Genomic DNA, 24091 nt, shown 5'->3' on the forward strand with positions numbered 1-24091 from the left:
TCGCCGCCAAGGGCGCCCCCATCGCCGGCATCGGCGTCGCCGGCGCCCCCTCCGGCGACCTCGACGAGAAGTTCGCCCAGGCCGGCGTCGCCGCCCTCGCGAACTGACCGCACGGCCCCACGACTGGTGAGGGCGCCCGGATCCCCCGCCGGGCGCCCTCGCCTTTTCCGCATGCGGCCTGCTTAGGATCGGTGTGTGAACCACAGCCGGCCCCGAGCGGCCGCGTCCCTGGCCGCCGCCCTCACCGCCCTCGCCCTGCTCGCGGGCGGCTGTACCGCCGGGGCCACCGGTGGCGTCCGGGGGACGCCCGGGGCCGCCGGACTGCGCGACCCGTACTTCCCGAAGCTCGGGAACGGCGGCTACGACGTGCGGCGGTACGCCCTGACCCTCGCCTACGACCCGCGCAGCGGACGGCTCGACGGCACCGCCGAGATCACCGCCCGCGCCACCCAGGACCTCAGCGCCTTCAACCTCGACCTCGCCGGGCTCACGGTCGACGGGGCGACCGTCGACGGCACGAGGGCCGCGGTCAACCGCGCGGGGAACGAGCTGACGCTCCGGCCCCGCCAGGAGATCCCCGAGGGCAGGGAGTTCCGGACGACCGTCACGTACGCGGGCGTGCCCGAGGCCGTCACGGCCGCGGACGGCACCCGCGAGGGCTGGCTGCGCACCGACGACGGGGCGGTCGCCGTCGGCCAGCCGGCGGGCTCGATGAGCTGGTTCCCCGGCAACCACCACCCCTCCGACAAGGCCGCGTACGAGATCACCCTCACCGTCCCGGCCGGTCTCGAAGCGCTCTCCAACGGCGTGAGAACCGCCCGCCGGACGGAGAACGACGGCCGCGTGACGACCGAGTGGCACGCACCCGAGCCGATGGCGAGCTACCTGGCGACGGTCGCGATCGGCCGGTACAGGACGGAGGCGGCGACCGCCCAGGGCTCGGCGGCCCCTGCCCCGTCCGCCCCCCGTTCGGCCCCGCCCGGCTCCCTCCCCGTCCTGACCGCCGCCGAGCGGTCCGTCGCCGCCCGCAGCGCCGCGCTCCTCGACGAGATCCCGAAGATCCTCGCCCGGCAGACCCGCCGCTTCGGCCCGTACCCCTTCTCGGCCGCCGGGGCGATCGTCACCGAGGACGGGACCCTCGGCTACGCCCTGGAGACCCAGACCCGGCCCGTCTTCCCCGCCGCCTCCTTCGACCGGACGACCCTCGTCCACGAGCTGGCCCATCAGTGGTTCGGCAACTCCGTCACGCCCGCGAGCTGGCGGGACCTGTGGCTGAACGAGGGCTTCGCGACCTACGCCGAGTGGCTGTACGCGGAGGAGTACGAACACGTCCCCGCGCGCAGGACCTTCGCCCGGGAGTTCGCCCAGGACATCAACTGGGCCTTCCCGCCGGCCGACCCGCCCTCCGCCGAGAACCTCTTCGACCCGCCCGTCTACCAGCGCGGCGCCATGGTCCTCCACAAACTCCGCGAGACCGTCGGGGACGAGACGTTCGACGAGATCCTGCGCGGCTGGCCCGCGAAGTACCGTCACGCCAACGCCTCCACCGCCGACTTCACGGCCTACGCGGAGAGCGTCGCCGGGAAGGACCTCGAAGGGCTGTGGAAGGTGTGGCTGTACGGCGAGGGCAAGCCGAAGAAGCCTTAGTCGCCAGAAGCCTTGGTCGCCGCACAGAACCCCACACCTCGGAGGGACACCGTGGACACGTCCGTACAGAAGCGCGTCTCGGCCTACGCGATCGCCGTCGAGCGCGACAGCCTGCTCCTGGCCCGGCTCTCTGAGGCCTCGCCGGTCTTCGAACCCGGACTGTGGCACCTGCCCGGCGGCGGCATGGACCCCGGCGAGCAGCCGGTGGAGGCGCTGGCGCGCGAGCTGTACGAGGAGACGGGCCGCGGCCTCGCCGGTGCCCGGCTCGTCGACGCCCGGACGTACGCCGCCCACCGCGACGGTGTGTCCTGGCAGTTGGTGGCCCTCTTCTACGCGGTGGAGCTCGCGCCCGGCGGCCCGCTCGTCGTCACCGAGACGGAGGGCAGCACGGAGGCCGTCGCGTGGCGGCCGCTCGCCGGGCTCACGGCGGCCGAACTGTCCCCGGCGGCGGCCGACGCGCTGTCCCTGATCGGTGTCAGCGCAGGCTCTTGCGCATGACCACGCACGGGCGGCCGTGCGTCAGGTCGGGGCGGCGGCCCGTTTCCTCGTAACCGAGGGAGGTCCAGAAGGCCAGCGCCTTCGGGTTGTTCTCCAGGACGGCGAGCCGCAGACCGGTGCGGCCCTCGGCGCGGAAGCGGTCCTCGGCGTACGCGACGAGCCGGCGTCCGTGGCCCGCGCGCCGCTCGTCCGCGTGGACCAGGAGCAGCCCGAGCCACGGCTCGGTCTCCGCCGGGTCGGGGTGGCGGCCGAGGATCACGGCGAGGGCCACGAGCCGGCCCTCGGAGCGGGCGAGGAGGATCTCGGCGGTGGGCCGGGCGAGCTCGTCGGCGAGGGCCGCCGCGACCTGCTCGGGACGGATGTCGGAGGGGTCGGGGAACTCGCCGCTGAGCTGCTGGAACCCCTCGTCGGACGCGTAGAGCGCGGTGATTTCGGTGAGCAGCGCGCCGGGCAGGGCCGCACCGTCCTCCAGGGCCTTGGGCACGAGGGCTTCGACGATCACGCGGGCAAGGGTAGAGCCCCGGCGGGAGATCCCGGCCGGGGCTCTACGGGTGTGTCCTACGGATACGTCAGAGGCTGACGCCGAAGTCGCGGGCGATGCCCTCCAGGCCCGAGGCGTAGCCCTGGCCCACCGCGCGGAACTTCCACTCCGCGCCGTTGCGGTACAGCTCGCCGAAGACCATGGCGGTCTCGACGGCGGCGTCCTCGGAGAGGTCGTAGCGCGCGAGCTCGGCGCCGCCGGCCTGGTTGAGGATGCGGATGTACGCGTTGCGCACCTGGCCGAAGTTCTGCGAGCGGTTCACCGCGTCGTAGATGGAGACCGGGAAGACGATCTTGTCGACGTTCGGCGGGAGGGCCGCGAGGTTGACGTTGATCTGCTCGTCGTCGCCGCCGCCCTCGCCGGTGCGGTTGTCACCGGTGTGGACGATGGTCTGGTCCGGCGTCGACTTGTTGTTGAAGAAGACGAAGTGCGCGTCGGACGCGACCTTGCCCGCGCCGTCCACGCCGATCGCGGAGGCGTCGAGGTCGAAGTCGGTACCGGTGGTCGTGCGGACGTCCCAGCCGAGGCCCACGGTGACAGCGGCGAGGCCCGGGGCCTCCTTGGTCAGAGAGACGTTGCCGCCCTTGGACAGGCTCACAGCCATGGAAAGTCCCTTTCATCGTGATGTCCGTCGCCTGGAGGAACGCGTGCGCGCCTCCGGCGGTTCCCGACGGAGGCGTGGCGAAAACAGGATGACTCCGATGGCCCCCTGCGGGGAACATGGGGGGCATGTCCGGTCCCTATCCCATTCGCGGCTCCGTCTCGCTCCCAGAGGCCGAGCTCCAGTGGCGTTTCTCGCGTTCGTCGGGCCCGGGCGGACAGCATGTGAACACCAGCGACACGCAGGTCGAGCTGCGCTTCGACCTCGCGGCCACGGCCGCGCTGCCCGAGGTGTGGAAGGCGCGCGCCCTGGAGCGGCTCGCCTCCCGCCTGGTCGACGGCGTCGTGACGGTCCGCGCGTCCGAGCACCGCTCCCAGTGGCGCAACCGCGAGACGGCGGCGGTCCGCCTGGCCGCGCTGCTCGCCGAGGCGACGGCCCCGCCGCCGAAGCCCCGCAGGGCGACGAAGATCCCGCGCGGCATCAACGAGCGGCGGCTGCGGGAGAAGAAGCAGCGGTCGGAGACCAAGCGCACCCGCCAGTCCCGCGACTGGGGCTGAGCACACCTCAGGATCTTCAGGACAGGTGCCGGTACTTCCCCTGGTAGTACGTCAGCGGGCCGCCCGTCGCCGACACGTCGCCGACCGCCAGGACCCGGCCCACGACGAGCGTGTGGTCGCCGGCCACGACGCGGCTCTCCGTACGGCACTCCAGGGTCGCGAGCGCGCCGCCCATGAGAGGGGCGCCGCTCACCTCGCCGCGGGTGTACGGCAGGTCGGCGAAGAGGAGCCGGTCGCTGACCCGGTTCTTCATCGCGAAGCGCCCGGCGATGTGCCGCTGGCCCTCGGAGAGGATCGACACCGCCCAGACGGGGACATCGGTGAGCAGGTCGTCCATGCGGGAGCCCTCGCGGAGGCTGACCAGGACCAGGGGAGGTTCGAGGGAGACCGACATGAAGGCGGTGGCGGTCATGCCGACGTCCTCGCCGCGCGGGCCGTCGTCGGGATCGTGCGCGGTCACCAGGACCACGCCCGCCGCGAGGCGGGACATCGCCGCCCGGAAATCGTCGTTGCTCACCCCCTCAGCATGAGGGATCGGGGTCTGTGCGACGCCCGTCCCCGGAGGGTTCGCGCGACCCGCCCTGAACTGCTGTGACTTGAGTCACAGAGGCGAGTATTTGCTGACCCTGTGTACCGGGTGCGCAGCTCGCTGTGATTCAGTGGCAGGGACAGTGCAACACGAAGCCGATGAGAACCCTGGAGTTGCTGTCGAGGTCTCGGGGAGAGCGAGCGATGGAGACCGAGTCGGAGCCGTACGTCCGTCTCTCGACCCTGCGGCAGCTGCATCAGGTCGTGGCGGATCTCAACACTGCGCGCAGCCTGGCTGACACCCTGCAGACCGTCGCCGACGGTGTCGTCGCCGGTCTCAACTACGAGCTGGCCTGCGTCAACCTTGTACGCCCCGACGGTGACCTCGTCGTCGCCGCCTTCGCCGGAAGCACCGCCGCCGAAGCCCTGATCACCGGCCGCGTCGGCTCCCGCGAGGCCTGGGAGCGGCGCCTCTCCATGGCCGACGCCTGGGGCGACCTGCGGTTCATCCCGCACACCGAGGGCTGGGTCCTGATGGAGGACGACGTCCCCCAGTGGCACACCGACGGCCCCGCGCCCCGCTTCGAGGACGAGTGGCACCCCCACGACCGCCTCTACGCCCCCATGTACGCCTCCGGATCCGGCCGCGAACTCCTCGGCGTCATATCCGTCGACCGCCCGCGCAACGGCCGGCACCCCGGCCCCTGGGGCCAGGAGGCGCTCCAGATGTACGCCTCGCAGTCGGCCATCGCCATCAGCAACGCACGGCTCCGCTCCAACATGCAGCGGGCCCTCGTCCGGCTCGAAAGGGAACAGCAGGCCCTCCGTGCCAGCGAGGAGTCCTTCCGGCAGGCCTTCGAGTACGCGCCCTCCGGCATGGCCATCGCCGAGATGGGCGGCGACCAGCACGGCCGGCTGCTCCGCACCAACGACGCCCTGTGCCGGCTCCTCGGCCGGCCCGCCTCCGTCATGCGGCGCTACTCCTTCGCCGACCTCGTCCACCCCGAGGACATAGGGACCCTGCTCAGGACCTCCGCCGAGGGCGGCCGCGCCGAGCTGCGGCTCGGGCGGCGCGACGGCACCTACGTGTGGGTGTCCCTCCGCAACTCCGTCGTCGCCGACACCGCCGACGGCCCCCGCTTCCTCCTCACCCACGTCGAGGACATCGAGGAGCGCAAGCGCCACGAGCTCCAGCTCGCCCACCGGGCCTCGCACGACGCCCTCACCGGCCTCCCGAACAGCGCCGAACTGCGCTCCCGGCTCTCCGCCCGCCTCTGCGAGCGCCCGGCGGCCGCGGGGGACCAGGCCACGTACGCCCCCTACGCCGGTTACGAGGCCCAGCGGGACGGCGGCACGTACGAGACCGGTCACGGCGGCGGCTACGACCCGTCGTACGACTCCGGCTACGAACCGCGGCCGTACGAGCCCGCGCACGAGCACGGCTTCGGCTTCGAGCCGGCGGGCGGCGCCGGACCGTACGACCACCACGTCCACACCGTCGCCCCCTCCAGCGGCGAGACCGACGACGGCACCAAGGGACTCGCCGTCCTCTTCTGCGACCTCGACGGCTTCAAGTCGATCAACGACCGCTTCGGCCACCACACCGGTGACGCCGTCCTCATCGAGGTCGCCCGCCGGCTCACCACCGGCGTACGCGACGGGGACACCGTGGCCCGGCTCGGCGGGGACGAGTTCGTCGTCCTCGCCGACGGCCTCGGCGCGGCCGACGCCGCCGACCTGGCCGTACGCCTCCGCAACGCGATCATTCCGCCCATCCGGGTGGACGGGCGGGCGGTCCGGGTCGGCGCGAGTTTCGGCATCGGATGGGCCGAATGCGGGATGTCGGTGGAAGAGGTCCTGAACTCCGCCGACCAGCGCATGTACGTGGAGAAACGCTCCCGCGCCAAGGTCCACCGCCGCGCCGGCTGAGGCCCTTGACACGCCCGGGGCCGCTTCGGGGGCTGGTCCGTTCGAGGTAGGCTCGGCCGGTCGGCGACGGCTGGCGAGCATGGAGAGGAACCCGGATGGCTGCCGGTAACGACGGCGCGAACAAGCCCGAGAACGACGACCCGTTCGGCTACCTGTACGCGGACGGTCAGGCAGCGGGCGCCCAGCCCCCGGGCGGTGGCGGCTACGGCTACCCCGGCCCCGCGGCGGCTCAGCCCGGCGTGCCCCGGACCTCGTACAACCAGGTCAGGACGGTCGGCGAGCGCCAGTACGGCCAGCAGCAGCCGCCGTACGTGCCGCCGCAGCAGCAGGCCCCGTACGGTCAGCCGCAGGCGCAGTACGCCGCGCCCGAGACGTACGGCGGGCAGCAGACCCGCCCGCAGTCCCCGATCCCGCCCCAGCGCGGCGGCGGCTCCGGCCGCGGCCCCAATACCAAGGGCCTCCTGATCGGCGCGGTCGCGGTCGTCGCGGTCGTGGTGATCGGCATCACCGCGGCCGTGATCAACAACAACGGCAACGAGGACGACAAGGGCGGCCAGGCGGGTGGCGGCACGCCGTCGACCGCGCCGTCCCAGGTCTCCGAGGAGCCCAGCACCGCCCCCAGCACGGAACCGACCCCGGCCGAGCTCCCGAAGCAGGACGCGGCGACCCTGAAGCTGGGCGGCCCTGCGAGCCTTGCCAAGGACGTGAAGGGCGCGAAGGGGCCGAACGGTGCCTATGTCTCCTTCAACGGCGTGGGTGGTTCGGCCAGCTGGTCCGTCGAGGTGCCGGACTCCGGCGAGTACACGCTGCGGATCATCTACAGCGTGCCGGGCAAGGACGCCAAGACCTCGCTGACGGTCAACAACGCGCCGCCCCGCGAGGTCAACATGTCCAACTTCGCCAAGGCCGCCGAGGGCGACTGGGAGAAGGGCTGGACGTACACGTACGCCTACGTGAACCTCGAAAAGGGCGACAACGCGCTGAAGATCTCCTGCGAGGCAGGGAACAGCTGCGACGCGATACTGGACCAGGTCTACCTGGAAGCCGGCAAGACCGGTAGGTGACCTCCGGGCTCACGCGGCCTGGGGCTCCGCCGTCACCTTCACCCGGGGCAGCAGCTCCCCGTAGGCCGTCGGGTCGAACTCGCCGGCCACCGGGGAGAGCACCGTCGCCGCCGAGAGCGCGACCGCCCGGGCGAGGCGTTCGGGCCAGGGGGCCTTGTCCACCAGGCCCGACAGGAGGCCCGCGACGGCCGAGTCGCCCGCGCCCGTGGGGTTTCCCTTCACGGCGGCGGGCGGGGTCGCGCGCCACAGGCCCTCGGCGGTCGCGGCGAGCAGGCCCTCGGGGCCCAGCGAGGAGACCACCGCGCGGGCGCCCCTGCCCCGGGCGTCGTGGGTCGCGCGCAGCGGGTCGCGGGAGCCGGTCAGCTGGGCGAGCTCGTCGGCGTTCGGCTTGACCAGGTCCGGGCGGGCGGCGATGCCGCGCCGCAGGGGTTCGCCGCTGGTGTCGAGGAGGACGGGGACTCCGGCCGCGCGCGACAGGCGGACGAGGTCCGCGTACGCGCCGACGTGGATGCCCGGCGGGAGGCTGCCGCACAGGGCGACCGCCGCGGCGCCGTCCAGGAGCTCCGTGAAGCGGGTGCGGAAGGCGGTCCACTCGTCGGCCGTGACGGTGGGCCCGGGTTCGTTGAGCTGGGTGGTGTCTCCCGTCGAGGCGTCGACGATCGCGACCGTGCGGCGGGTGGGGCCCGCCGTCCCGACCAGCTCGTCCCGGACCGGGGTCGCCGCGAGCAGGTCCCGCAGCACGCCGCCCGTGGCGCCGCCCGCGAAGCCGGTGGCGACGGTCTCGTACCCGAGGGCGGCGAGGACGCGGGCCACGTTGAGGCCCTTGCCGCCGGGGCGTTCGATGACCTGGGTGACGCGGTGCGAGGCGTGCGGGGTGAGGGCGGGGACCCGGTAGGTCAGGTCCAGTGCCGTGTTGAGGGTGACCGTGAGGATCACGACCTGTCCACCCTCCGTCGTTCGTCGTGCGTGTGAAGTGCTGCGGAACGTGTGCTCCGACGGGCACTGATCATGCCAAACGAAAGGCGGTTGGCCCAGACCCGCGGCCGACCGCCCTTCCGTGTGACTTCTGATCAGACCGCGGTCGGGTCGACGATCCACTCGCCCTTGCGCATGACGCCCTTGACGTCGAACCCGGCGTCGAGGACGACGAGGTCGGCGTCCTTGCCGGGATCGAGGGAGCCGACGCGGTCGTACACGCCGAGGAGGCGGGCCGGGTTGGCCGAGATGGCCTGCACGACGGCTTCGACGGGGAGGCCGTCGACGGTGGCGGCGCGCTTGAACGCGCGGTCCAGGGTGAGGGTGGACCCGGCGATGGAGCCGCCCTCGACGAGGCGGGCGACGCTGTCCTTCACCTCGACCTCCAGGGTGCCGAGCATGTAGCGGCCGTCGCCGAAGCCGGCGGCGTCCATGGCGTCGGTGATGAAGGCGACGCGCTCGGGACCCGCGTGGTGGAAGGCGAGTTCGAGCGCGGCGGGGTGGAGGTGGGTGCCGTCGTTGATGAGCTCGACGGTGATCCGCTCGTCCTCCAGGAGGGCGGCGATGGGGCCCGGGGCGCGGTGGCCGAGGCCGGGCATCGCGTTGTAGAGGTGGGTGGCGACGGTGGCGCCCGCGTCGATGGCCTGGACGGTCTGCTCGTACGTCGCGTCGGTGTGGCCGATGGCGGCGATCACGCCGTGCTCGGCGAGCAGCCGTACGGAGTCGAGGCCGCCGGGCAGTTCGGTGGCGAGGGTGACCATCTTGGCCTGGCCGCGGGCGGCGTCGATCAGCTTGCGGACCTCGGCGGGGTCGGGGTCGCGGAGCAGCGTCTCGTCGTGGGCGCCCTTGCGGCAGGGGGAGATGAACGGGCCCTCGAAGTGGAGGCCGGCGATCTCGCCCTGCTCGGCGAGTTCGGAGAGCAGTCCGGCCCGCCGGCCGAGGAAGTCCATCTCGCCGGTGACGAAGGAGGCGACGACGGTGGTGGTGCCGTGCAGGCGGTGGGTGTGGACGCCCTTGAGGACCTCGTCGACGGTGCCGGAGGTGAAGGAGGCGCCGCCGCCGCCGTGGTTGTGCATGTCGACGAAGCCGGGGACGAGCCAGTGGCCGGTCAGGTCGACGGCCGGGGCGCCCTCGGGGGCCGAGCCCGTGATCCGGTCGCCCGCGACGATCACGCGTCCGTTCTCGACCGTCCCGGTGGGCAGCACGACGCGTGCGCCGGTGAGAACCTTGTGATCGGCCATCAGGCGGAAACCTCCGAGTCGAGGGAGAGAAGGTCCCAGGCGAGGAGGCCCGCGCCCAGGCATCCGGCGGTGTCCCCGAGGGCTGCCGGCACGATGGCGGGCAGCTTCTGGAACGTGACTCGTTCCTCCACCGCGGCCCGTAGTGGTGTGAACAAGGTTTCCCCGGCCTCGGCGAGTCCGCCACCGATGATGAGGGTGCGCGGGTCGAGGAGGGTGAGGGCGGTGACGAGTCCGTCGGCGAGGGCGTCGACGGCGTCCCGCCAGACCCGGAGGGCCGTGGCGTCGCCGGATTCGACGGCCTTGGCGCAGTCGGCGGCGTCGGCCTCGGGGTCGCCGCTCGCCTCGGCCCAGGCCTGGGAGACGGCGGACGCGGAGGCGTAGCGCTCCAGGCAGCCGCGCTGGCCGCAGCCGCACTCCGTACCGCCGGGGCGGACGACGATGTGGCCGATCTCGCCGGCGTAGCCGTGGGCGCCGGCTTCGATGCGGTCGCCGATGCCGATGGCGCCGGCGATGCCGGTGCCGAGGGGGACGAAGAGGAAGCGGTCGGCGCCGTTGCCCGCGCCGATGCGGCCTTCGGCGAGGCCGCCGGTGCGGACGTCGTGGCCGAGGGCGACGGGGACGCCGTCGAGGCGGCGGCTGAGGAGTTCGCGCATGGGAACGTCGCGCCAGCCGAGGTTGGCGGCGTAGACGGCGATGCCGTTCTCGGCGTCGACGATGCCGGGGACGGCGACTCCGGCGGCCGCGGCGGGCTCGCCGTACCGCTCGTGGCCGAGGGTGCGGAGCTCTGCGGCGAAGTCGAGGATCGTCTCCACGACGGCCTCGGGGCCGCGCTCGCGCCCGGTGGCGCGGCGGGCCTCGTGGAGCAGGGTGCCGTCCGCCCCGACGAGGGCGGCCTTCATGCCGGTGCCGCCCACATCCAGGGCGATGACGTGTCTCACGGGGGACAGTCTGGCGCGCGGGGACCCAAAAGGTCTAGTCCACTGCCGAGGATTGTTGCGTACGGATACAAATTCGGGACCCGTCATGGGCTCATGGTCCCCCCGGCGTTGCGGAAGTGATACCCGAGTGGTGTAGACCTCATGCCCGCGCGCGGGAGAGACTTACGGCCCTGCGCAGAGCAAACCTGGGGCTCGAAGCAGCTCAACGACGAGCAAAAGGTGGATGAAGCCGTGGAGCGGCGACGATTCCTTGGACTGACCGCGGCCGCCGCCGCACTCGGCCTGACCGCGACGATGACCGGTTGCGGCTCCCTCGGAGGAGACTCCGGCGACGTGACCCTCCGACTGGTCGCCGCCGACTACGACCTCACCGGTGGCGACACCACCGAGAAGTACTGGAACGACCTCGTCGCCGCCTTCGAGGCCCAGCACCCCGGCATCAAGGTCGAGGTCAGCATCGAGTCCTGGGACGACGTCGACCGCAAGGTCTCCGAGATGGTCGAGGCCGACAAGGCGCCCGACATCGCGCAGATCGGCGCCTACGCCGACTACGCCGCCGCCGGCGAGCTCTACGCCGCCGAGGAACTCCTCACCATCCCCGTACAGGCCAACTTCCTCGCCCCGCTCGTCGAGGCGGGCGAGTACAAGCGCACCCAGTACGGGCTGCCCTTCGTGGCCTCCACCCGGCCCCTCTTCTACAACCAGACCCTCTTCGACGACGCCGGGATCGAGGCCCCGACCAGCTGGGCCGAGCTCGCCGAAGCCGCCGAGAAGCTGAAGGACAACGGTGTCCGCACCCCCTTCGCGCTGCCGCTCGGCCCCGAGGAGGCCCAGGCCGAGGCCCTGATGTGGCTGCTCAGCGGTGGCGGTGGCTGGACCGACGCCACCGACCGCTACGCCGTCGACTCCGACGCCAACATCAAGACCTTCGACTGGCTCAAGAAGAACCTCGTCGGCAAGGGGCTCACCGGGCCCGTCGCCCCCGGCAAGCTCAACCGCAAGGCCGCCTTCGCCGCCTTCGCGAAGGGCGAGGTCGGCATGCTCAACGGCCACCCCTCGCTCCTCCAGGAGGCCGCCAAGAAGGGCGTCAAGGTCGGCCAGGTGCCGCTCCCCGGCGTCGAGGGCCCGCCGAAGGCCGCCATGGGCGTCGCCGACTGGATCATGGGCTTCAAGCAGAACGGTCACCGCAAGGAGATCGGGGCCTTCCTCAACTTCGTCTTCGCCGACGACAACGTCCTGAAGTTCGCCGGCGACAACGACCTCCTGCCGGTCACGGTGAGCGCCTCCAGCCGCATGGAGACCGAGCCCGAACACGCCGACCTGCGCGTCTTCCTCAAGACCCTCCCCGACAGCCAGCTCCCGCCGGTCGGCAAGACGTCCTGGGCCAAGGTCAGCGAGAACGTGAAGCAGAACATCGGCAAGGCCGTCACCCCGGCCGGGCGCCCCGCCGACGTCCTCGGCTCGATCGGGCGGATGGCGACGACGGCGGAGAACGCCGAGTAGGACGGCGGCCGGGAACGCCGGGTAATAGGTTGTTCGTATGACCGACGAGCGCGAAGTCACGGATGGCGGGCTCGGTGAGCGGGAGCGGGCTCTTCTCGCCGTAGAGCGCCGCTCCTGGCCCGGCCCCGGTGCCAAGGAGCGGGCCGTCCGCGAGCGGCTCGGCCTCTCGCCGACCCGCTACTACCAGCTGCTCAACGCCCTCCTCGACGACCCGCGCGCCCTCGCCCACGACCCGGTGACCGTCAACCGGCTGCGCAGGGTCCGGGAGGAGAAGCAGGGGCGGCGGTAGTCGGCCACGTCCTCGGCCCTCCTGACGCGGGCGCCGCGCCTCGGTAGGGTCGGAGGCATGGTCAACAGCCTTCCGCACCCGACCACGTCCACCGGCCGCGACGGCCTCGCCGCGCTGCTCGCACGGCCCGCGAAGGCCGTCGTCGCCCTCGACTTCGACGGCACCCTCGCCGAGATCGTGCCCGACCCCGAACAGGCCCGCGCCCATCCCGGCGCCGTCGCCGCGCTCGCGGCCCTCGCCCCCGAGGTCGCCTCGATCGCCGTCGTGACCGGCCGCCCCGCCGGCGTGGCCGTCCGCTACGGCGGCTTCGCCGGGATCCCCGGCCTTGAGCGCCTCGTGGTCCTCGGCCACTACGGCGCCGAGCGCTGGGACGCCGTCACCGGCACCGTGCAGGCCGCCGCCCCCCACCCGGGCGTGGCCTCCGTCCGCGCCGAGCTGCCCGGCTTCCTGGACCGGGCAGGGGCCTGGCCGGGCGTCTGGATCGAGGAGAAGGGCCGCGCGGTCGCCGTCCACACCCGCCGCGCCCTCGACCCGGAGCGCGCCTTCGAGGCGCTGAAGGGCCCTCTCGGCGAGCTGGCCACCCACCACGGCCTCGTCCTCGAACCCGGCCGCATGGTCCTGGAGCTGCGGCCCCCGGGGATGGACAAGGGCGTGGCCCTGGCCGCGTACGTACGGGAGGTCGGCGCCGGGTCCGTGCTCTACGCGGGTGACGACCTGGGCGACCTGCCCGCCTTCGCCGCCGTGGAGAAGCTCCGCGCCGACGGCACCCCGGGCCTGCTGGTGTGCAGCGGCTCCACGGAGGTCCCGGAGCTGGCCGAGCGCGCCGACCTCGCGGTCCGGGGCCCGGCGGGCGTGGTCACGTTCCTGGCGGAACTGGCGAGGGCGGTACGGGAGGAGGCCTGAGGCCCCTCCCGTACCGCCCCGCGGGCTTTCTTACGGATCAGTGCGCGGCCGGGTTGGTCACGCTGATCGTCAGGTCGTCACCGGCGTCGCCGGTGATCGTGACGCGGACGCCGTGGCCGGCGACCTTCACGCTGGCCTGCGGGGCCGACGTGTCGTAGTACGCGTTCGGGTCCGTGTCGTCGAAGACCGGGATGCCCGGGACGGAGGGGGCGCAGGCCGCCTGCGTCTCGACCGTCTGGCTGTTGCCCTTGCCCACCAGGACCTCCTTGTGGAGGCAGGTCGCGTCGGTGGCCTCCAGGCCGAAGGTCGCGTCGAAGGGCTGGCGCCGGTTGCTGGGCGCGGTCCCGTCGGCGTACCGGAACGGGGCCGGGCGGGCGTCGACGGCCATGGCCTGGCCGCCGCCCGGGTGGGCGCTGACGTTGTTGTCGTCGAAGGACCGGTCGACGTACCAGACGAGCATGCCGTTCTGGTAGCGGAAGTACTCGACCCAGTCCGGCGCGGTGACGCCCTTGCTGAACTGGTACGGGCCCTCGGCGAGGAGCGCGTCGGAGCCGACGTACTCGCGGTTCTCCAGGAGGTAGTAGCGCGGGTAGGTCGCCGTCTCGGTGCCGGTGGAGATGTTCCAGCGGCCCGTGGCGGTCCAGGCGCCCGCGCCCTGCTCGACGTCGTCGGTGGCCAGGGTCGTACCGCCCGAGGTCAGCGAGATGTCGTCGAGGAACGCGCCGGCGTAGTGCACGCCGCCGTCCGTCTGGTAGCGGAACCGGAAGAGGGAGGGCTTGCCCGCGGAGTCGTACGCGTACCGCAGCGTCGTCCACTTCCCGGCGGAGGAGCCGTCGACGGCCGCGCCCGCGCGGGCCCAGTTGGCGCCGCCGTCGAGGGAGTACTCGGCGAAGAGGTAGTCGAAGTCGGCCTCGATCTCGTACCAGGCGCTCGCCTTGACGGTGACGCGCGAGGCGGCCGGCACGGAGCGGGTGAGGGACTGGTTGAGGCCGTCGGCCGAGCCGGTCCACCAGGCGTGGGTGCCGGAGGTGGGCGTGGTGTAGGTGGTGCTGCTCGCCTTGTCCGGGAGCGCGACGCGGACCGCCTGGTCCTTGCCGGTGACCTGGAGCTGCGCCGGGTTGAGGGTGTACGTGCCGGTGGCGCCGAGCGGGGCGTCGGTGTAGTCCAGCCAGCCGAGGAAGAGCTTCTCCTCGGCGCCCATGAGGCCCGGGTGGGTGCCGATGCCCGCGTTCGCGGCGGCGCCGTGGCTCAGCCAGGAGCCGGAGCTCATGAGGGTCCAGAAGGCGGTGGAGTTCTCGCCGCCGTCGGTGTCGTAGTAGTCCGGCAGGCCGAGGTCGTGGCCGAACTCGTGGCAGAAGACGCCGAGTCCGCCGTTCTCGCCCTCGGTGGTGTAGTCGCCGAGCCAGTACTTGGACTGGCCGATGCGGGCGCCGCCCGCCTTGTTCTGGGTGCCGGAGACGTCGGGCCCGGTGAGGCCGTAGTCGTCGCCGTTGACGTACCAGCGGTGGGACCAGATGGCGTCCTCGCCCTGGGCGCCGCCGCCCGCGTCCTCGCCCATGCCGGCGTGGACGGCCTGGAAGTGGTCGATGTAGCCGTCGGCCTCGTCGAAGTTGCCGTCGTGGTCCCAGTCGTTGCGGTCCCAGACGTCGAACTGGGCGAGGTAGGCGTCGATCTCGGCCGGGGTCTTGCCGGCCGCGAGCTGCGCGTTCCACCAGGCGTCGCCGGTGTCCTGGACGAAGGCCCACGAGCCGCCGTTGTCCTCGATGGCGTTGTCGCCGTAGAAGGAGGCGTTGTGGGGGACCTTGACCCAGTCCTCGACGGTGTTGGTGACCGAGTAGCGGCCGCCCGAGAGCTTCTCGTAGTACGTCTTCATCGACTCGCCGGAGCCGTTGAAGAGGTTCTCGTAGTACGCCTTGTCGAAATCGGCCGTCCAGGCGTTGGAGTTGTCCACGCTCCGGTCGGGCTGGGCTATCTCGTTGTGCAGGGGGCCGGGGACGGTGCCGTACTTGCCGGCGCCGTCCGTGCCGAACTCGGAGAGGATCGTGAAGATCTTCTCCTGGCGGTCGGCGGTGGTGGTCTCGATCTCGGTGAACTTGCCGGGCGCGACCTCGACGACGCCCTCGGCGTTCGCCTTGGCCTTGCCCTTGGCGACCAGGTCGATCGCCTTCTCCCGCAGCTCGGTGCGCTGCTTCGTGAGCGGTCCGGGACGGTTGTCCGGCCGGTGCGCGGCGGTGCCGGCCGGGGTGTCCCGGGCCTCCTGCGCGGTGGCGGGGGTGAGCCCCGCGGCGAGAAGGGCGGTGAGCGCCGACCCGAGGGTCATGCCCACGACAATCTTCTTCACGTCTGTTGCGATCCTTCCGCTTGCCTGAGGGGGAAAACGGATCGCCTGGGGGAACGATCGCCGCAGAGTCTGACACGGGAGCACCCCCCAGGAGGAGGGGGTCGCACCGATTACCGGTAGCCGATTTACCGACTACCGGTCCATCGGCCACCGGCCGCCGCCCCACCGGCTACTTGAGGAGAAGGTCCACCACGCCCGTCAGGTCCTCCTCGCCGCTGCCCACCGCGAGCCGGCGGCGCATCAGCTCGAAGTACGGCTGGATCAGCTCGGGGCTCACACCCTGCTCCTCGGCCGTCGTCTCGAACGTCGGCGTGCCGGCCACCTGCATCGCCAGATTGGAGACCACGTCCGTGGTGTAGTCGCCGCTCTTCAGCTGGGCGGCGGTCTGCAGCACGGAGGGACCCGCCATCGCCGCGATCCAGCCGGAGAGCAGCGGGGCGAACGTGGACGGGTCGATGTCCTCCCTGCGGATCAGGGCGAAGGCGTGCGCGACGCCGCCGAACATGCCGTACATCGCGCTCAGCAGGGCCACGTCGTGCAGCGCCGCGAAACCGGCGTCCTCGCCGACGTAGACCGTGCCGACCGGCACCGCGAGGGCCTCCTGGTGGAGCTCGAACAGCTCACGCGAGCCGCTGTAGAAGACGTACCCGCCGGCTTCCGGAACACCGACCATCGGCGGTACGGCCATGATGCCGCCGTCCAGGTAGCGGGCACCCCGCTCCGTGGCCCACGCGGCACGGGCCCGGGCCTGGGCGGGGGTCGTGGTGGTCAGGTTGACGAGGTCCTTGCCCGTCAGGTCGACGCCGTCCAGGGCGGCGCCGACGGAGGCGTCGTCGAGCAGGCAGACGATGACGAGGCCGCTCGCGGCGACGGCCGCGGCCGCGCTGTCGGCGGCCTTCGCGCCGTCGGAGACGAGCGCGTCGGCGCGCGAGGGGGTGCGGTTCCAGACGGTGAGGGGGTGACCGGCGTCGAGCCAGGTACGGGCGAGGGCGGTGCCCATCGCACCGAGGCCGAGAAGGGTGACGGGGGACTTCGCTGCGGTGTTCTGCGTCATGCCCTCAAGGCTGCTGCAGCCCGCTGACCTGCTCAAGTACCCACTTCGAAGTGGGCAGTTACCCTGAGGTCAGCGAGCAGCTCAGAAGGGTGGACACATGGCGACGCTGAACCGGCCCGGAGCGGACGACGGACACATCTGCGGCATCGACTCGGCGATGGAGGTGATCGGAGGCAAGTGGAAGGTCCTCATCCTCTGGGCCCTCCACGAACAGCCCCACCGCCGCTTCGGCGAACTGCGCCGGCTGGTCCCGGGCATCACGGAGAAGGTCCTCGCCTCGCACCTCCGCGAGATGGAGGCGGACGGCATCGTGGACCGCGTCTCGTACGAGGAGGTCCCGCCCCGCGTCGAGTACGCCCTGACGAAGGACGGCATCCGCCTCAACGACGCCCTGGAGCCCCTGGCGGCGTGGGGGAGGGAGCGGGTGTCCGGTCCCTGAGCGACTCCAGCTGGTTCAGGAACCAGCGTTGCGGGGGGAGGGCTGTGGCCGCTGCCGTGAGGCGTTTCGTGCGGTCCGTGCGTTCGGCCGGGGGCATCGACAGGGCCTGGTGGAGGGCCTCCGCCGTCTGCGAGACGTCGAAGGGGTTCACCGTCAGGGCGTCCTCCTTCAGCTCCTCGTACGCGCCCGCGCCCGTCGACAGGACCAGTGCGCAGCCCGCCTCCGAGACGACCGGTATCTCCTTCGCGACCAGGTTCATGCCGTCGCGCACCGGGTTGACCAGGGCCACGTCCGCGAGGCGGTAGGCGGCCAGGGAGCGGGGGAAGTCGTCCTGGACCGAGACCAGGACCGGCTGCCAGTCGGCCGTGCCGAACTCCGTGTTGATCTCGTCCGCCAGGGCCGTCACCGCGGCCGTGTAGGCGCGGTACGACTCCAGGTCCTGGCGCGAGGGGTACGCGGACGCCAGGTGGACCACCCGGTCCCGCCATTCGGGGTGGGTCGTCAGGAGTTCGCGGTAGGCCTGCAGGCCGCGGAGGATGTTCTTCGACAGTTCCGTGCGGTCCACTCGGACGATCGTTCTGCGGTCGCCGATCTCGTGGCGGAGCCGGGCCCGTCGTTCGTCCACCTCCGGGCGGTGCGCGAGGGCCCGCAGGTCGTCGCCGTCCACGCCCAGGGGGTACACCGCGACCCGTGTGCCTCCGAGGCCGGACGCGCCCACGCATTCCGTGAAGGACGACGCCCATCTGCGCGTGTGGAAGCCCAGCTCGTCCGCGCCGAGCATGCCCCGCAGCAGTTCCTCGCGGATGTCGTCCGGGAGCATGCCGAGGTACTCGGGCGACGCCCACGGGGTGTGCGTGAAGTGGGAGATCCGCAGGTCGGGGCGGAGGTCGCGGAGCCGGCCGGGGACAAGGGCCAGGTGGTAGTCCTGGACCAGGACCGCCGCGCCCTCCGCCGCCTCCGCCGCCAGCGCCTCGGCGAACGCGTGGTTGTAGGCGCGGTACGACTCCCAGCGGCGCCGGAACTCCGCGTCGAAGACCGGCTCGCGCGGGATGTCGTACAGGTGGTGGTGGAGGAACCACAGCACCGAGTTCGCGATGCCGTTGTACGCGTCCGCGTACACGTCCGGGGCGATGTCCAGCATGCGGACGCCCGGCTCTCCCACCCCGCGTCGGACCGCCTCCCGGTCGCCCTCGCCCAGCGCCGCGCAGACCCACACGCTCTCCTGCGAGGACACGGCGCTCAGGCCCGAGACCAGGCCCCCGCCGCCTCTGCGCGCGGTGAGCGAACCGTCCTCGCCGAGCGTGTACGAGACCGGGCCCCGGTTTGATGCGACCAGCACAGTAGCCATGTGGCGAACCTAGCCCGTCCCGTAAACGCTCAAACGTACGTATACGAGACGGGCTGATTCGGCCACGGTCCGTGAGCGCCGCAGTCCGGGCCCGGGGCCGGGTCGGTTCCGCCGTCAGTTCTCGCGTCGGCCGTGCATCGCCGCCTTCGCCACGAGGCCCGTCGCCGCCAGGGCCACGGCCAGCGCGCCCAGGAGCCACAGCCGCTCGCCGTTGCCGCCCGTCTCCGCCATCGAGCCGCCGGACGGGGCGCCTCCGTGAGGGCCCGGAGCCGGGGGAGCGGGGGGCAGTGGCGGATCGGTCGTCACCGGAGGCGTCGGGGTCGGTGTCGGCGTGGGATCCACCGGGGGCGGGGTGGGCGTGGGGGTGGGCGTCGGGGTCGGGGTCGGCTTCGGCTTCTCGATCACCGGCGTCACCGCGCACGACGGGTCCTCGCTGCCGTTTCCGCAGTTGGAGCGGGGTGTCTCCACCTCCACGCTGTTGCGGAGCTTCCCGTCCCCGGCCGGCGGGTCCTTGATCTTCACCGAGTAGGTGACGGTCGCCGTCTTCCCGGCCGGGATGGTCCCCGTGTACGTGATCTTCGGCGCCGTGTACGCCACCGTCCCCAGCTTCGCACGGGCGTCACCGGCGTAGTCGGCGTCGTCGAGGTTCCCCGTGAGGTCGTCGCTGAACTTGGCGTTCGGGTAGTCGAGCGCGCTGACGTTCTTCGCGGTGATCGTGTACGTGAGCGTGTCGCCCGGCTTCACCGTGCGCTGGCTCGCCGTCTTGGTGATCTCCAGGTCGGGCACCGGGACGGAGAACGCGAGCGCCGACGGCACGTAGGTGTCGCCGCTCGTGGAGAACGTCAGGTCGGCCGAGGTCGCGCCCGCCGGGACGGCACCGGCCGGGATGTCGAAGGTCTTGGCGTCGATGCTCAGGTTGTTCACCAGCTTCGGGGCGACGGCGCCGTCGTCCTCGCTGACGAAGAAGTTGTCGGTGTTGCCGGTGTGCGACTCGGTGACGTTCCTGCCGTCGACGAGGAACTTGTCGCCCGGCGTGTTCCAGTCGCCCTCGTACGCGGTCACACTCGCCCGCACCGTGCCCGGGCCCCGGTGGAAGCCGTCCACGGTGAGGGTCGTGGCGGGGGAGGTCGAGCGCTGCAGGACGTGGCCGCCGTACACGTACACGTTCCGCCGCTCGGGGGCGAGGAACGGGTCGGGGCCGGGGAACCTGTGGACGACGGTCAGGGACCAGCCCGCCACGCAGCCCTTGCCGTTCGGCGCCCAGACGTTCCCGACCGCCACCTGCGCGTCCGTGCCCGTGACGCCCGCGAACGCGGCGGTCACGTCCGACTCGCCCGTGTAGTAGTGCGGGCCGTTGGTGTCGGCCGGGTCGGCGACCATGCTGTCGATCGAGACGGGCGTCACGGGGCCCGCGCCCACCTTGATCACCGGGGCGGTCGTCGTGGGGTCGCCGGGGGACGGGTCGACGTCCGCGCCCGAGATGTCGCAGCGCTTCAGCAGGGTGCCGCTCGGGCCCTTGTACGTGCCGTCGTTGCCACCCCAGAACAGCCGGGCGTACGCGACCTCGGCGCCCGCGGGGACCGTGACCTTGCCGGTGCTCGAACCGTGGCCGCCACCCGTGCCGGCCGTGTCGATCCGCCGCATCACGAAGGTGTTGTTGTTGTCGGAGCCCTGCCCTGCCGCCGCCGTCGCGCAGCGCGCGGCCAGGTCCGCGGGGGCCGTGGGACAGCCCGTGACCGTGTTGCCGATCGTGGTGAAGTCGCCGTACAGCGACTCGTCGTACCGCTTGCCGAACGGCTCGACCACGTCCGCGACGGCCGGTCCCGCCGCCGAGAACGCGAGCGAGCCCGCCGCGAGCCCGATGGCCGCGAGCACTCTGCCCAGGTGGTGTTGTCTGAAGCGCATAAAAGGGCAATGTAGGCAAAACGGATCATCATGGGGCGTTACGCCACGCGGCGGCGCGCGTACTCCGTGATCTCGGCCATCGGCGGCCGCTCCTCCGTGTCCACCGGGTACGTGCGGGGCGTGAACCCCGCCTCTCCCCGCTCGAACTGCGTCAGCCAGGGCCGCACCAGATGCCCCCGCGACAGCCGCAACTGCGCCGTCCGGTAGATCGCCGCCGCCATCCGGCCCAACGCCTGCCCGTCCTGGTGCCGGTGCTTGCGCACCCCCACGTCCACCTGCGCGAGAGCGTCCAGACCCACCGTGTGCAGGGCGTCCACGAGCAGCCCCAGCTCCACTCCGTAACCGACGGGGAACGGCAGCCGTTCGAGCAACGAGCGCCGCGCCGCGTACTCGCCGCCCAGCGGCTGCACGAAACCGGCCAGCCGCGGCCAGTGCAGGTTCAGCAGCGGGCGCGCCACCAGCTCCGTCACCCGACCCCCCTGACCAGGGGTGTCGCCGAACGGGCGGTCGTACATCGCCTTCACGAAGTCGACGTCCGGGTCCGTGAGCAGGGGGCCCACGATCCCCGTCACGAAGTCCGCCGAGAAGTCCCGCAGGTCCGCGTCCACGAAACAGACGACGTCCCCGCTCGTCACCATCAGCGACCGCCACAGGACCTCGCCCTTGCCCGGCACGGCCGGTATCCGGGGCAGGATCGCGTCCCGCGCGACCACCCGCGCCCCGGCCGCCGCCGCCACCTCCGCCGTACGGTCCGTGGAGCCCGAGTCGATGACCACCAGCTCGTCCACGAGCGGCACCGACTCGCTCATCAGCTCACGCCGGATCACCGCGACGATGTCCCCGACCGTCGCCTCCTCGTTCAGTGCAGGCAGCACCACGCTGACGCGCGTCGAACGCTTGGCGGCGAGGATCCGCTCCAGCGGCCGGTCCGCCACGGACCAGGACCGCCGGGCCAGCCAGCGCTCCACCTCTTCCAGCACGTGATCTCCATCTCGCGGTTCGGACGGCCGGTCCAAGGGTCCGGGCCTTCGGTTACAGTCTTGAACAACGCGGATCCCCGATGCACGTCGGGGTGCCGACCGCGTCGGAGCGCAGGAACGAAGCCCGCAAGGAACTTCACCCCGCTTCACAATCGAATACCGCTCATCCAGAGGGGCAGAGGGAAACGGCCCGTTGAAGCCCCGGCAACCCTCCAGTCGGTTACTCGTCCTCCAGCGAGGCTCCCGACTAGGGAAGGTGCCAAATCCGTCTCATGGCGAAAAATTCGTCATGGGAAAGATGAGGAGAAAGGGCCTCGCCTCCATGGCTGTACAGACCGCTACCCCCGCCACCACCGTCGACCTCGGTCCCGCTTCCGGGCTCTCGTGTCGCGAATGCGGTGAAGTCTTCGCACTCGGCCCGATCTTCGCCTGCGAACTCTGTTTCGGACCGCTCGAGGTCGCGTACGACCTCCCCACCGGTGACCCCGAGGCGCTGCGCAAGCAGATCGAGGCCGGCCCCGCCAACATCTGGCGCTACGCCCCCCTCCTGCCCGTACCCGCCGACGTCGCGGACAAGCCGAACCTGAACCCGGGATGGACCAAGCTCGTCCAGGCCGACAACCTCGCCCGCGAGATCGGTGTCGCCCCCGGCAAGCTCTTCGTCAAGGACGACTCCGGCAACCCGACCCACTCCTTCAAGGACCGGGTCGTCGCCCAGGCCATCGAGGCCGCCCGCGCCTTCGGCTTCACCACCCTCTCCTGCTCCTCCACCGGCAACCTGGCCGGCGCCGTCGGCGCCGCCGCCGCCCGCGCCGGCTTCCGCTCCTGCGTGTTCATCCCGCACGACCTGGAGCAGGGCAAGGTCGTCATGGCCGGTGTCTACGGCGGTGACCTCGTCGCCATCGAGGGCAACTACGACGACGTCAACCGCTTCTGCTCGGAGCTCATCGGCGACCCGCTCGGCGAGGGCTGGGGCTTCGTCAACGTCAACCTCCGCCCGTACTACGGCGAGGGCTCCAAGACGCTGGCGTACGAGATCTGCGAGCAGCTCGGCTGGGTCATCCCCGACCAGCTCGTCATCCCGATCGCGTCCGGCTCCCAGCTCACGAAGATCGACAAGGGTCTGCAGGAGCTCATCAAGCTGGGCCTCGTCGAGGACAAGCCGTACAAGATCTTCGGTGCCCAGGCCGAGGGCTGCTCCCCGGTGTCCGTGGCCTTCAAGGCCGGCCACGACGTCGTACGGCCCCAGAAGCCGAACACCATCGCCAAGTCGCTTGCGATCGGCAACCCGGCCGACGGCCCGTACGTCCTCGACATCGCCCGCCGCACCGGCGGCGCCGTGGAGGACGTGAACGACGAGCAGGTCGTCGACGCGATCAGGCTGCTCGCGCAGACCGAGGGCATCTTCGCGGAGACCGCGGGCGGCGTGACCGTCGGCGTCACGAAGAAGCTCGTCGAGGCCGGTCTCATCGACCCGAACCTCACCACCGTCGTCCTCAACACCGGCGACGGACTCAAGACCCTGGACGCGGTGGCCGACACCTCTCAGGCGACCGTCACCATCCGCCCGAGCCTGGACGCGTTCCGCGACGCCGGCCTGGCCCTCTGAGCCGACCCACTCTCCCGGCTCTCCGAAAGGTTACGAAGACATGGCCGTGAACGTCCGCATCCCCACCATCCTCCGCACCTACACGGGCGGGAAGTCCGAGGTCCCGGCCGAGGGCGCGACCCTCGCCGAGGTCATCGCGGACCTGGAGAAGAACCACACGGGCATCGCCGCCCGCGTCCTGGACGACCAGGGCAAGCTGCGCCGCTTCGTCAACGTCTACGTGAACGACGACGACGTGCGCTTCGAGCAGGGCCTGGAGACGGCCACCCCGGCCGGCGCCGGCGTCTCGATCATCCCGGCCGTCGCCGGAGGCTGCTGAGCCTTATCAGCTGCCCCATCTTTCTCGAAACTCTCGAATTGCCCCTTCCGCGTCAATAAGCGGAGGGGGCAATTCTGCAGGGTTGAACGCGGTAGAGTTGGGGAAGTCCCCGCCGCTGCTCATGCCGGACGCATATGAGAATGCGTCCCTGCGCGACAAGAAGCAGCCAAAGTGTGTGCGCGTTGTGTACCTTCTGCACGCTTTGCCGGGCCCGACTTGCCCCGTCATCCTGGGGATTCTCCCTAATTCGCCTTTCCGTCACGCCCAGAATTCTCGCTCGAATGACCTGTTGCAGAGGGCAGTTGGGCAGATACATTCAGCCGCGGTCGACGCGTTCCGGCGCAGGGTCTGACCCGGGTCCGCGAAGTGCGGTCCCGCGCAAGGGCCAGTAATAGGGGAGTTAGGCATGGCTCAGGGCACCGTCAAGTGGTTCAACGCGGAGAAGGGCTACGGCTTCATCGCGGTCGACGGTGGTGCGGATGTTTTCGTCCACTACAGCGCGATCCAGATGGATGGTTACCGCAGCCTCGAAGAGGGACAGCGAGTCGAGTTCGAGATCTCGCAGGGCCAGAAGGGTCCGCAGGCGGACATGGTCAAGCTCGCCGTCTGAGCGCGGCGCGATCGGCCACCGACGCAACGCCGTCGAGGGGCCCGTATCCCTGAGGGGACGCGGGCCCCTCGCTGCGTTCCGCCCCGCTTCCGGCCCCGCTCCCGCCCCGCCTTCCCCTGCTCCCGCCCCGTTTCCCCCCGCTCCCGCCCGGGCCGGTTCACGTCCCGATCATCGAGAGTCGCTTGCACTCTCCTAGGTCGAGTGCTAATCATTGGCGTTAGCACTCGGAAGGTGAGAGTGCTACGAGGATCGGGCAGACGAGGCCGCCGGCC

At 71.6% G+C, this 24091-nt stretch carries 23 protein-coding genes, 1 pseudogene and 1 riboswitch; of the genes and pseudogenes, 13 read left to right on the forward strand and 11 right to left on the reverse strand.

Annotation, left to right across the window (positions count from 1 at the left end; translation table 11 throughout):
- The 3 genes and pseudogenes from IO20_RS40485 to IO20_RS0131680 form a co-directional block, all read left to right on the forward strand.
- Positions 1–107, forward strand: a pseudogene (locus IO20_RS40485) (heme-binding protein); the annotation flags it as partial.
- Between the two features lie 88 nt (positions 108–195).
- Entirely contained in the window at positions 196–1647 is a 1452-nt protein-coding gene (locus IO20_RS0131675; RefSeq protein WP_030556205.1) for a M1 family metallopeptidase, read from the forward strand.
- A gap of 51 nt (positions 1648–1698) precedes the next feature.
- The gene (locus tag IO20_RS0131680) at positions 1699–2145 is read left to right on the forward strand and encodes an NUDIX hydrolase (RefSeq protein ID WP_030556204.1); all 447 of its coding nucleotides are present in this window, start codon (positions 1699–1701) and stop codon (positions 2143–2145) included.
- Here the strand turns inward: IO20_RS0131680 and IO20_RS0131685 are convergent.
- Both IO20_RS0131685 and IO20_RS0131690 read right to left on the reverse strand, forming a co-directional pair.
- Positions 2123–2647 (reverse strand): GNAT family N-acetyltransferase, encoded by a 525-nt coding sequence (locus tag IO20_RS0131685; protein WP_030556203.1) that lies wholly within the window; start codon positions 2645–2647, stop codon positions 2123–2125. The two genes, IO20_RS0131680 and IO20_RS0131685, sit on opposite strands and share 23 nt — an antisense overlap.
- Before the next feature lie 67 nt (positions 2648–2714).
- On the reverse strand, positions 2715–3290 hold the full coding sequence (locus tag IO20_RS0131690) for a TerD family protein (RefSeq protein WP_030218636.1): 576 nt from the start codon (positions 3288–3290) through the stop codon (positions 2715–2717).
- 116 nt (positions 3291–3406) lie between these two features.
- Between IO20_RS0131690 and arfB the strand changes: the two genes are divergently transcribed.
- Complete coding sequence (gene arfB, locus IO20_RS0131695) at positions 3407–3844, forward strand: alternative ribosome rescue aminoacyl-tRNA hydrolase ArfB (protein WP_030218624.1); 438 nt, start codon at positions 3407–3409, stop codon at positions 3842–3844.
- A 16-nt stretch (positions 3845–3860) separates the two neighbouring features.
- Here the strand turns inward: arfB and IO20_RS0131700 are convergent, their stop codons facing one another.
- Positions 3861–4379: a flavin reductase family protein gene (locus IO20_RS0131700; protein WP_106978695.1), complete on the reverse strand. Its 519-nt coding sequence runs from the start codon at positions 4377–4379 to the stop codon at positions 3861–3863.
- A gap of 197 nt (positions 4380–4576) precedes the next feature.
- Between IO20_RS0131700 and cdgB the strand changes: the two genes are divergently transcribed.
- Complete coding sequence (gene cdgB, locus IO20_RS0131705; RefSeq protein WP_030556194.1) at positions 4577–6301, forward strand: diguanylate cyclase CdgB; 1725 nt, start codon at positions 4577–4579, stop codon at positions 6299–6301.
- Between the two features lie 95 nt (positions 6302–6396).
- The gene (locus IO20_RS0131710; protein ID WP_030556189.1) at positions 6397–7365 is read left to right on the forward strand and encodes a carbohydrate-binding protein; all 969 of its coding nucleotides are present in this window, start codon (positions 6397–6399) and stop codon (positions 7363–7365) included.
- Between the two features lie 9 nt (positions 7366–7374).
- Here IO20_RS0131710 and IO20_RS0131715 read toward each other — a convergent pair whose 3' ends face one another.
- The 3 genes from IO20_RS0131715 to IO20_RS0131725 form a co-directional block, all read right to left on the reverse strand.
- Positions 7375–8301, reverse strand: coding sequence for a 1-phosphofructokinase family hexose kinase (locus IO20_RS0131715; RefSeq protein ID WP_030556187.1), 927 nt, complete (start codon positions 8299–8301; stop codon positions 7375–7377).
- A 134-nt stretch (positions 8302–8435) separates the two neighbouring features.
- Positions 8436–9581, reverse strand: coding sequence for an N-acetylglucosamine-6-phosphate deacetylase (gene nagA / locus IO20_RS0131720; RefSeq protein ID WP_030556185.1), 1146 nt, complete (start codon positions 9579–9581; stop codon positions 8436–8438).
- On the reverse strand, positions 9581–10519 hold the full coding sequence (locus IO20_RS0131725) for an ROK family protein (protein WP_030556183.1): 939 nt from the start codon (positions 10517–10519) through the stop codon (positions 9581–9583). The genes nagA and IO20_RS0131725 overlap by 1 nt, the downstream gene beginning before the upstream one ends.
- 219 nt (positions 10520–10738) lie before the next feature.
- On the opposite strand from IO20_RS0131725, the gene IO20_RS0131730 reads away from it, so the two are divergent.
- The 3 genes from IO20_RS0131730 to otsB are packed head-to-tail and all read left to right on the forward strand — an operon-like array spanning position 10739 to position 13214.
- Positions 10739–12022, forward strand: a complete 1284-nt coding sequence (locus IO20_RS0131730; RefSeq protein WP_030556181.1) for an ABC transporter substrate-binding protein — start codon at positions 10739–10741, stop codon at positions 12020–12022.
- A gap of 37 nt (positions 12023–12059) precedes the next feature.
- Positions 12060–12311, forward strand: a complete 252-nt coding sequence (locus IO20_RS0131735; RefSeq protein ID WP_030218603.1) for a DUF3263 domain-containing protein — start codon at positions 12060–12062, stop codon at positions 12309–12311.
- A gap of 57 nt (positions 12312–12368) precedes the next feature.
- Entirely contained in the window at positions 12369–13214 is an 846-nt protein-coding gene (gene otsB / locus IO20_RS0131740) for a trehalose-phosphatase (protein ID WP_030556179.1), read from the forward strand.
- 37 nt (positions 13215–13251) lie between these two features.
- Here otsB and IO20_RS0131745 read toward each other — a convergent pair whose 3' ends face one another.
- Positions 13252–15555: an immune inhibitor A domain-containing protein gene (locus IO20_RS0131745; RefSeq protein WP_030556177.1), complete on the reverse strand. Its 2304-nt coding sequence runs from the start codon at positions 15553–15555 to the stop codon at positions 13252–13254.
- Positions 15556–15724: 169 nt separating this feature from the next.
- Entirely contained in the window at positions 15725–16609 is an 885-nt protein-coding gene (locus IO20_RS0131750) for an NAD(P)-dependent oxidoreductase (protein WP_030556174.1), read from the reverse strand.
- Between the two features lie 97 nt (positions 16610–16706).
- Between IO20_RS0131750 and IO20_RS0131755 the strand changes: the two genes are divergently transcribed.
- Complete coding sequence (locus IO20_RS0131755; protein ID WP_030556173.1) at positions 16707–17048, forward strand: winged helix-turn-helix transcriptional regulator; 342 nt, start codon at positions 16707–16709, stop codon at positions 17046–17048.
- Here the strand turns inward: IO20_RS0131755 and IO20_RS0131760 are convergent.
- From IO20_RS0131760 to IO20_RS0131770, 3 genes are all read right to left on the reverse strand, one after another.
- Positions 16990–18396, reverse strand: coding sequence for an alpha,alpha-trehalose-phosphate synthase (UDP-forming) (locus IO20_RS0131760; RefSeq protein WP_211270455.1), 1407 nt, complete (start codon positions 18394–18396; stop codon positions 16990–16992). The genes IO20_RS0131755 and IO20_RS0131760 overlap by 59 nt on opposite strands.
- A gap of 114 nt (positions 18397–18510) precedes the next feature.
- Positions 18511–20301 (reverse strand): DUF7927 domain-containing protein, encoded by a 1791-nt coding sequence (locus IO20_RS0131765; protein WP_030556169.1) that lies wholly within the window; start codon positions 20299–20301, stop codon positions 18511–18513.
- Positions 20302–20339: 38 nt separating this feature from the next.
- The gene (locus tag IO20_RS0131770) at positions 20340–21281 is read right to left on the reverse strand and encodes a glucosyl-3-phosphoglycerate synthase (protein ID WP_030556167.1); all 942 of its coding nucleotides are present in this window, start codon (positions 21279–21281) and stop codon (positions 20340–20342) included.
- Between the two features lie 160 nt (positions 21282–21441).
- Positions 21442–21586: riboswitch (SAM riboswitch) on the forward strand.
- A 17-nt stretch (positions 21587–21603) separates the two neighbouring features.
- On the opposite strand from IO20_RS0131770, the gene thrC reads away from it, so the two are divergent.
- The 3 genes from thrC (at position 21604) to IO20_RS0131785 (ending at position 23819) form a co-directional block, all read left to right on the forward strand.
- The gene (gene thrC, locus IO20_RS0131775; RefSeq protein ID WP_030556165.1) at positions 21604–22890 is read left to right on the forward strand and encodes a threonine synthase; all 1287 of its coding nucleotides are present in this window, start codon (positions 21604–21606) and stop codon (positions 22888–22890) included.
- Positions 22891–22930: 40 nt separating this feature from the next.
- Positions 22931–23209 carry a MoaD/ThiS family protein gene (locus IO20_RS0131780; RefSeq protein WP_030556164.1) on the forward strand — a complete coding sequence of 93 codons (279 nt, stop codon included), beginning with the start codon at positions 22931–22933 and terminating at the stop codon, positions 23207–23209.
- A gap of 406 nt (positions 23210–23615) precedes the next feature.
- The gene (locus IO20_RS0131785) at positions 23616–23819 is read left to right on the forward strand and encodes a cold-shock protein (RefSeq protein WP_015035246.1); all 204 of its coding nucleotides are present in this window, start codon (positions 23616–23618) and stop codon (positions 23817–23819) included.
- Positions 23820–24091 lie beyond the last annotated feature (272 nt).

The organism is Streptomyces exfoliatus (assembly GCF_000725545.1).
Lineage (GTDB): Bacteria > Actinomycetota > Actinomycetes > Streptomycetales > Streptomycetaceae > Streptomyces > Streptomyces exfoliatus.

Excerpts from the sequence above, each read along its gene's own strand:
- IO20_RS0131750 (WP_030556174.1), bottom strand. The coding sequence starts at position 16,609 with ATGACGCAGAACACCGCAGCGAAGTCCCCCGTCACCCTTCTCGGCCTC.
- IO20_RS0131780 (WP_030556164.1), top strand. The coding sequence starts at position 22,931 with ATGGCCGTGAACGTCCGCATCCCCACCATCCTCCGCACCTACACGGGC.
- IO20_RS0131690 (WP_030218636.1), bottom strand. The coding sequence starts at position 3,290 with ATGGCTGTGAGCCTGTCCAAGGGCGGCAACGTCTCTCTGACCAAGGAG.
- IO20_RS0131760 (WP_211270455.1), bottom strand. The coding sequence starts at position 18,396 with ATGGCTACTGTGCTGGTCGCATCAAACCGGGGCCCGGTCTCGTACACG.
- IO20_RS0131735 (WP_030218603.1), top strand. The coding sequence starts at position 12,060 with ATGACCGACGAGCGCGAAGTCACGGATGGCGGGCTCGGTGAGCGGGAG.
- IO20_RS0131765 (WP_030556169.1), bottom strand. The coding sequence starts at position 20,301 with ATGCGCTTCAGACAACACCACCTGGGCAGAGTGCTCGCGGCCATCGGG.
- IO20_RS0131755 (WP_030556173.1), top strand. The coding sequence starts at position 16,707 with ATGGCGACGCTGAACCGGCCCGGAGCGGACGACGGACACATCTGCGGC.
- IO20_RS0131710 (WP_030556189.1), top strand. The coding sequence starts at position 6,397 with ATGGCTGCCGGTAACGACGGCGCGAACAAGCCCGAGAACGACGACCCG.
- arfB (WP_030218624.1), top strand. The coding sequence starts at position 3,407 with ATGGGGGGCATGTCCGGTCCCTATCCCATTCGCGGCTCCGTCTCGCTC.
- thrC (WP_030556165.1), top strand. The coding sequence starts at position 21,604 with ATGGCTGTACAGACCGCTACCCCCGCCACCACCGTCGACCTCGGTCCC.
- nagA (WP_030556185.1), bottom strand. The coding sequence starts at position 9,581 with ATGGCCGATCACAAGGTTCTCACCGGCGCACGCGTCGTGCTGCCCACC.
- IO20_RS0131785 (WP_015035246.1), top strand. The coding sequence starts at position 23,616 with ATGGCTCAGGGCACCGTCAAGTGGTTCAACGCGGAGAAGGGCTACGGC.
- cdgB (WP_030556194.1), top strand. The coding sequence starts at position 4,577 with ATGGAGACCGAGTCGGAGCCGTACGTCCGTCTCTCGACCCTGCGGCAG.
- otsB (WP_030556179.1), top strand. The coding sequence starts at position 12,369 with ATGGTCAACAGCCTTCCGCACCCGACCACGTCCACCGGCCGCGACGGC.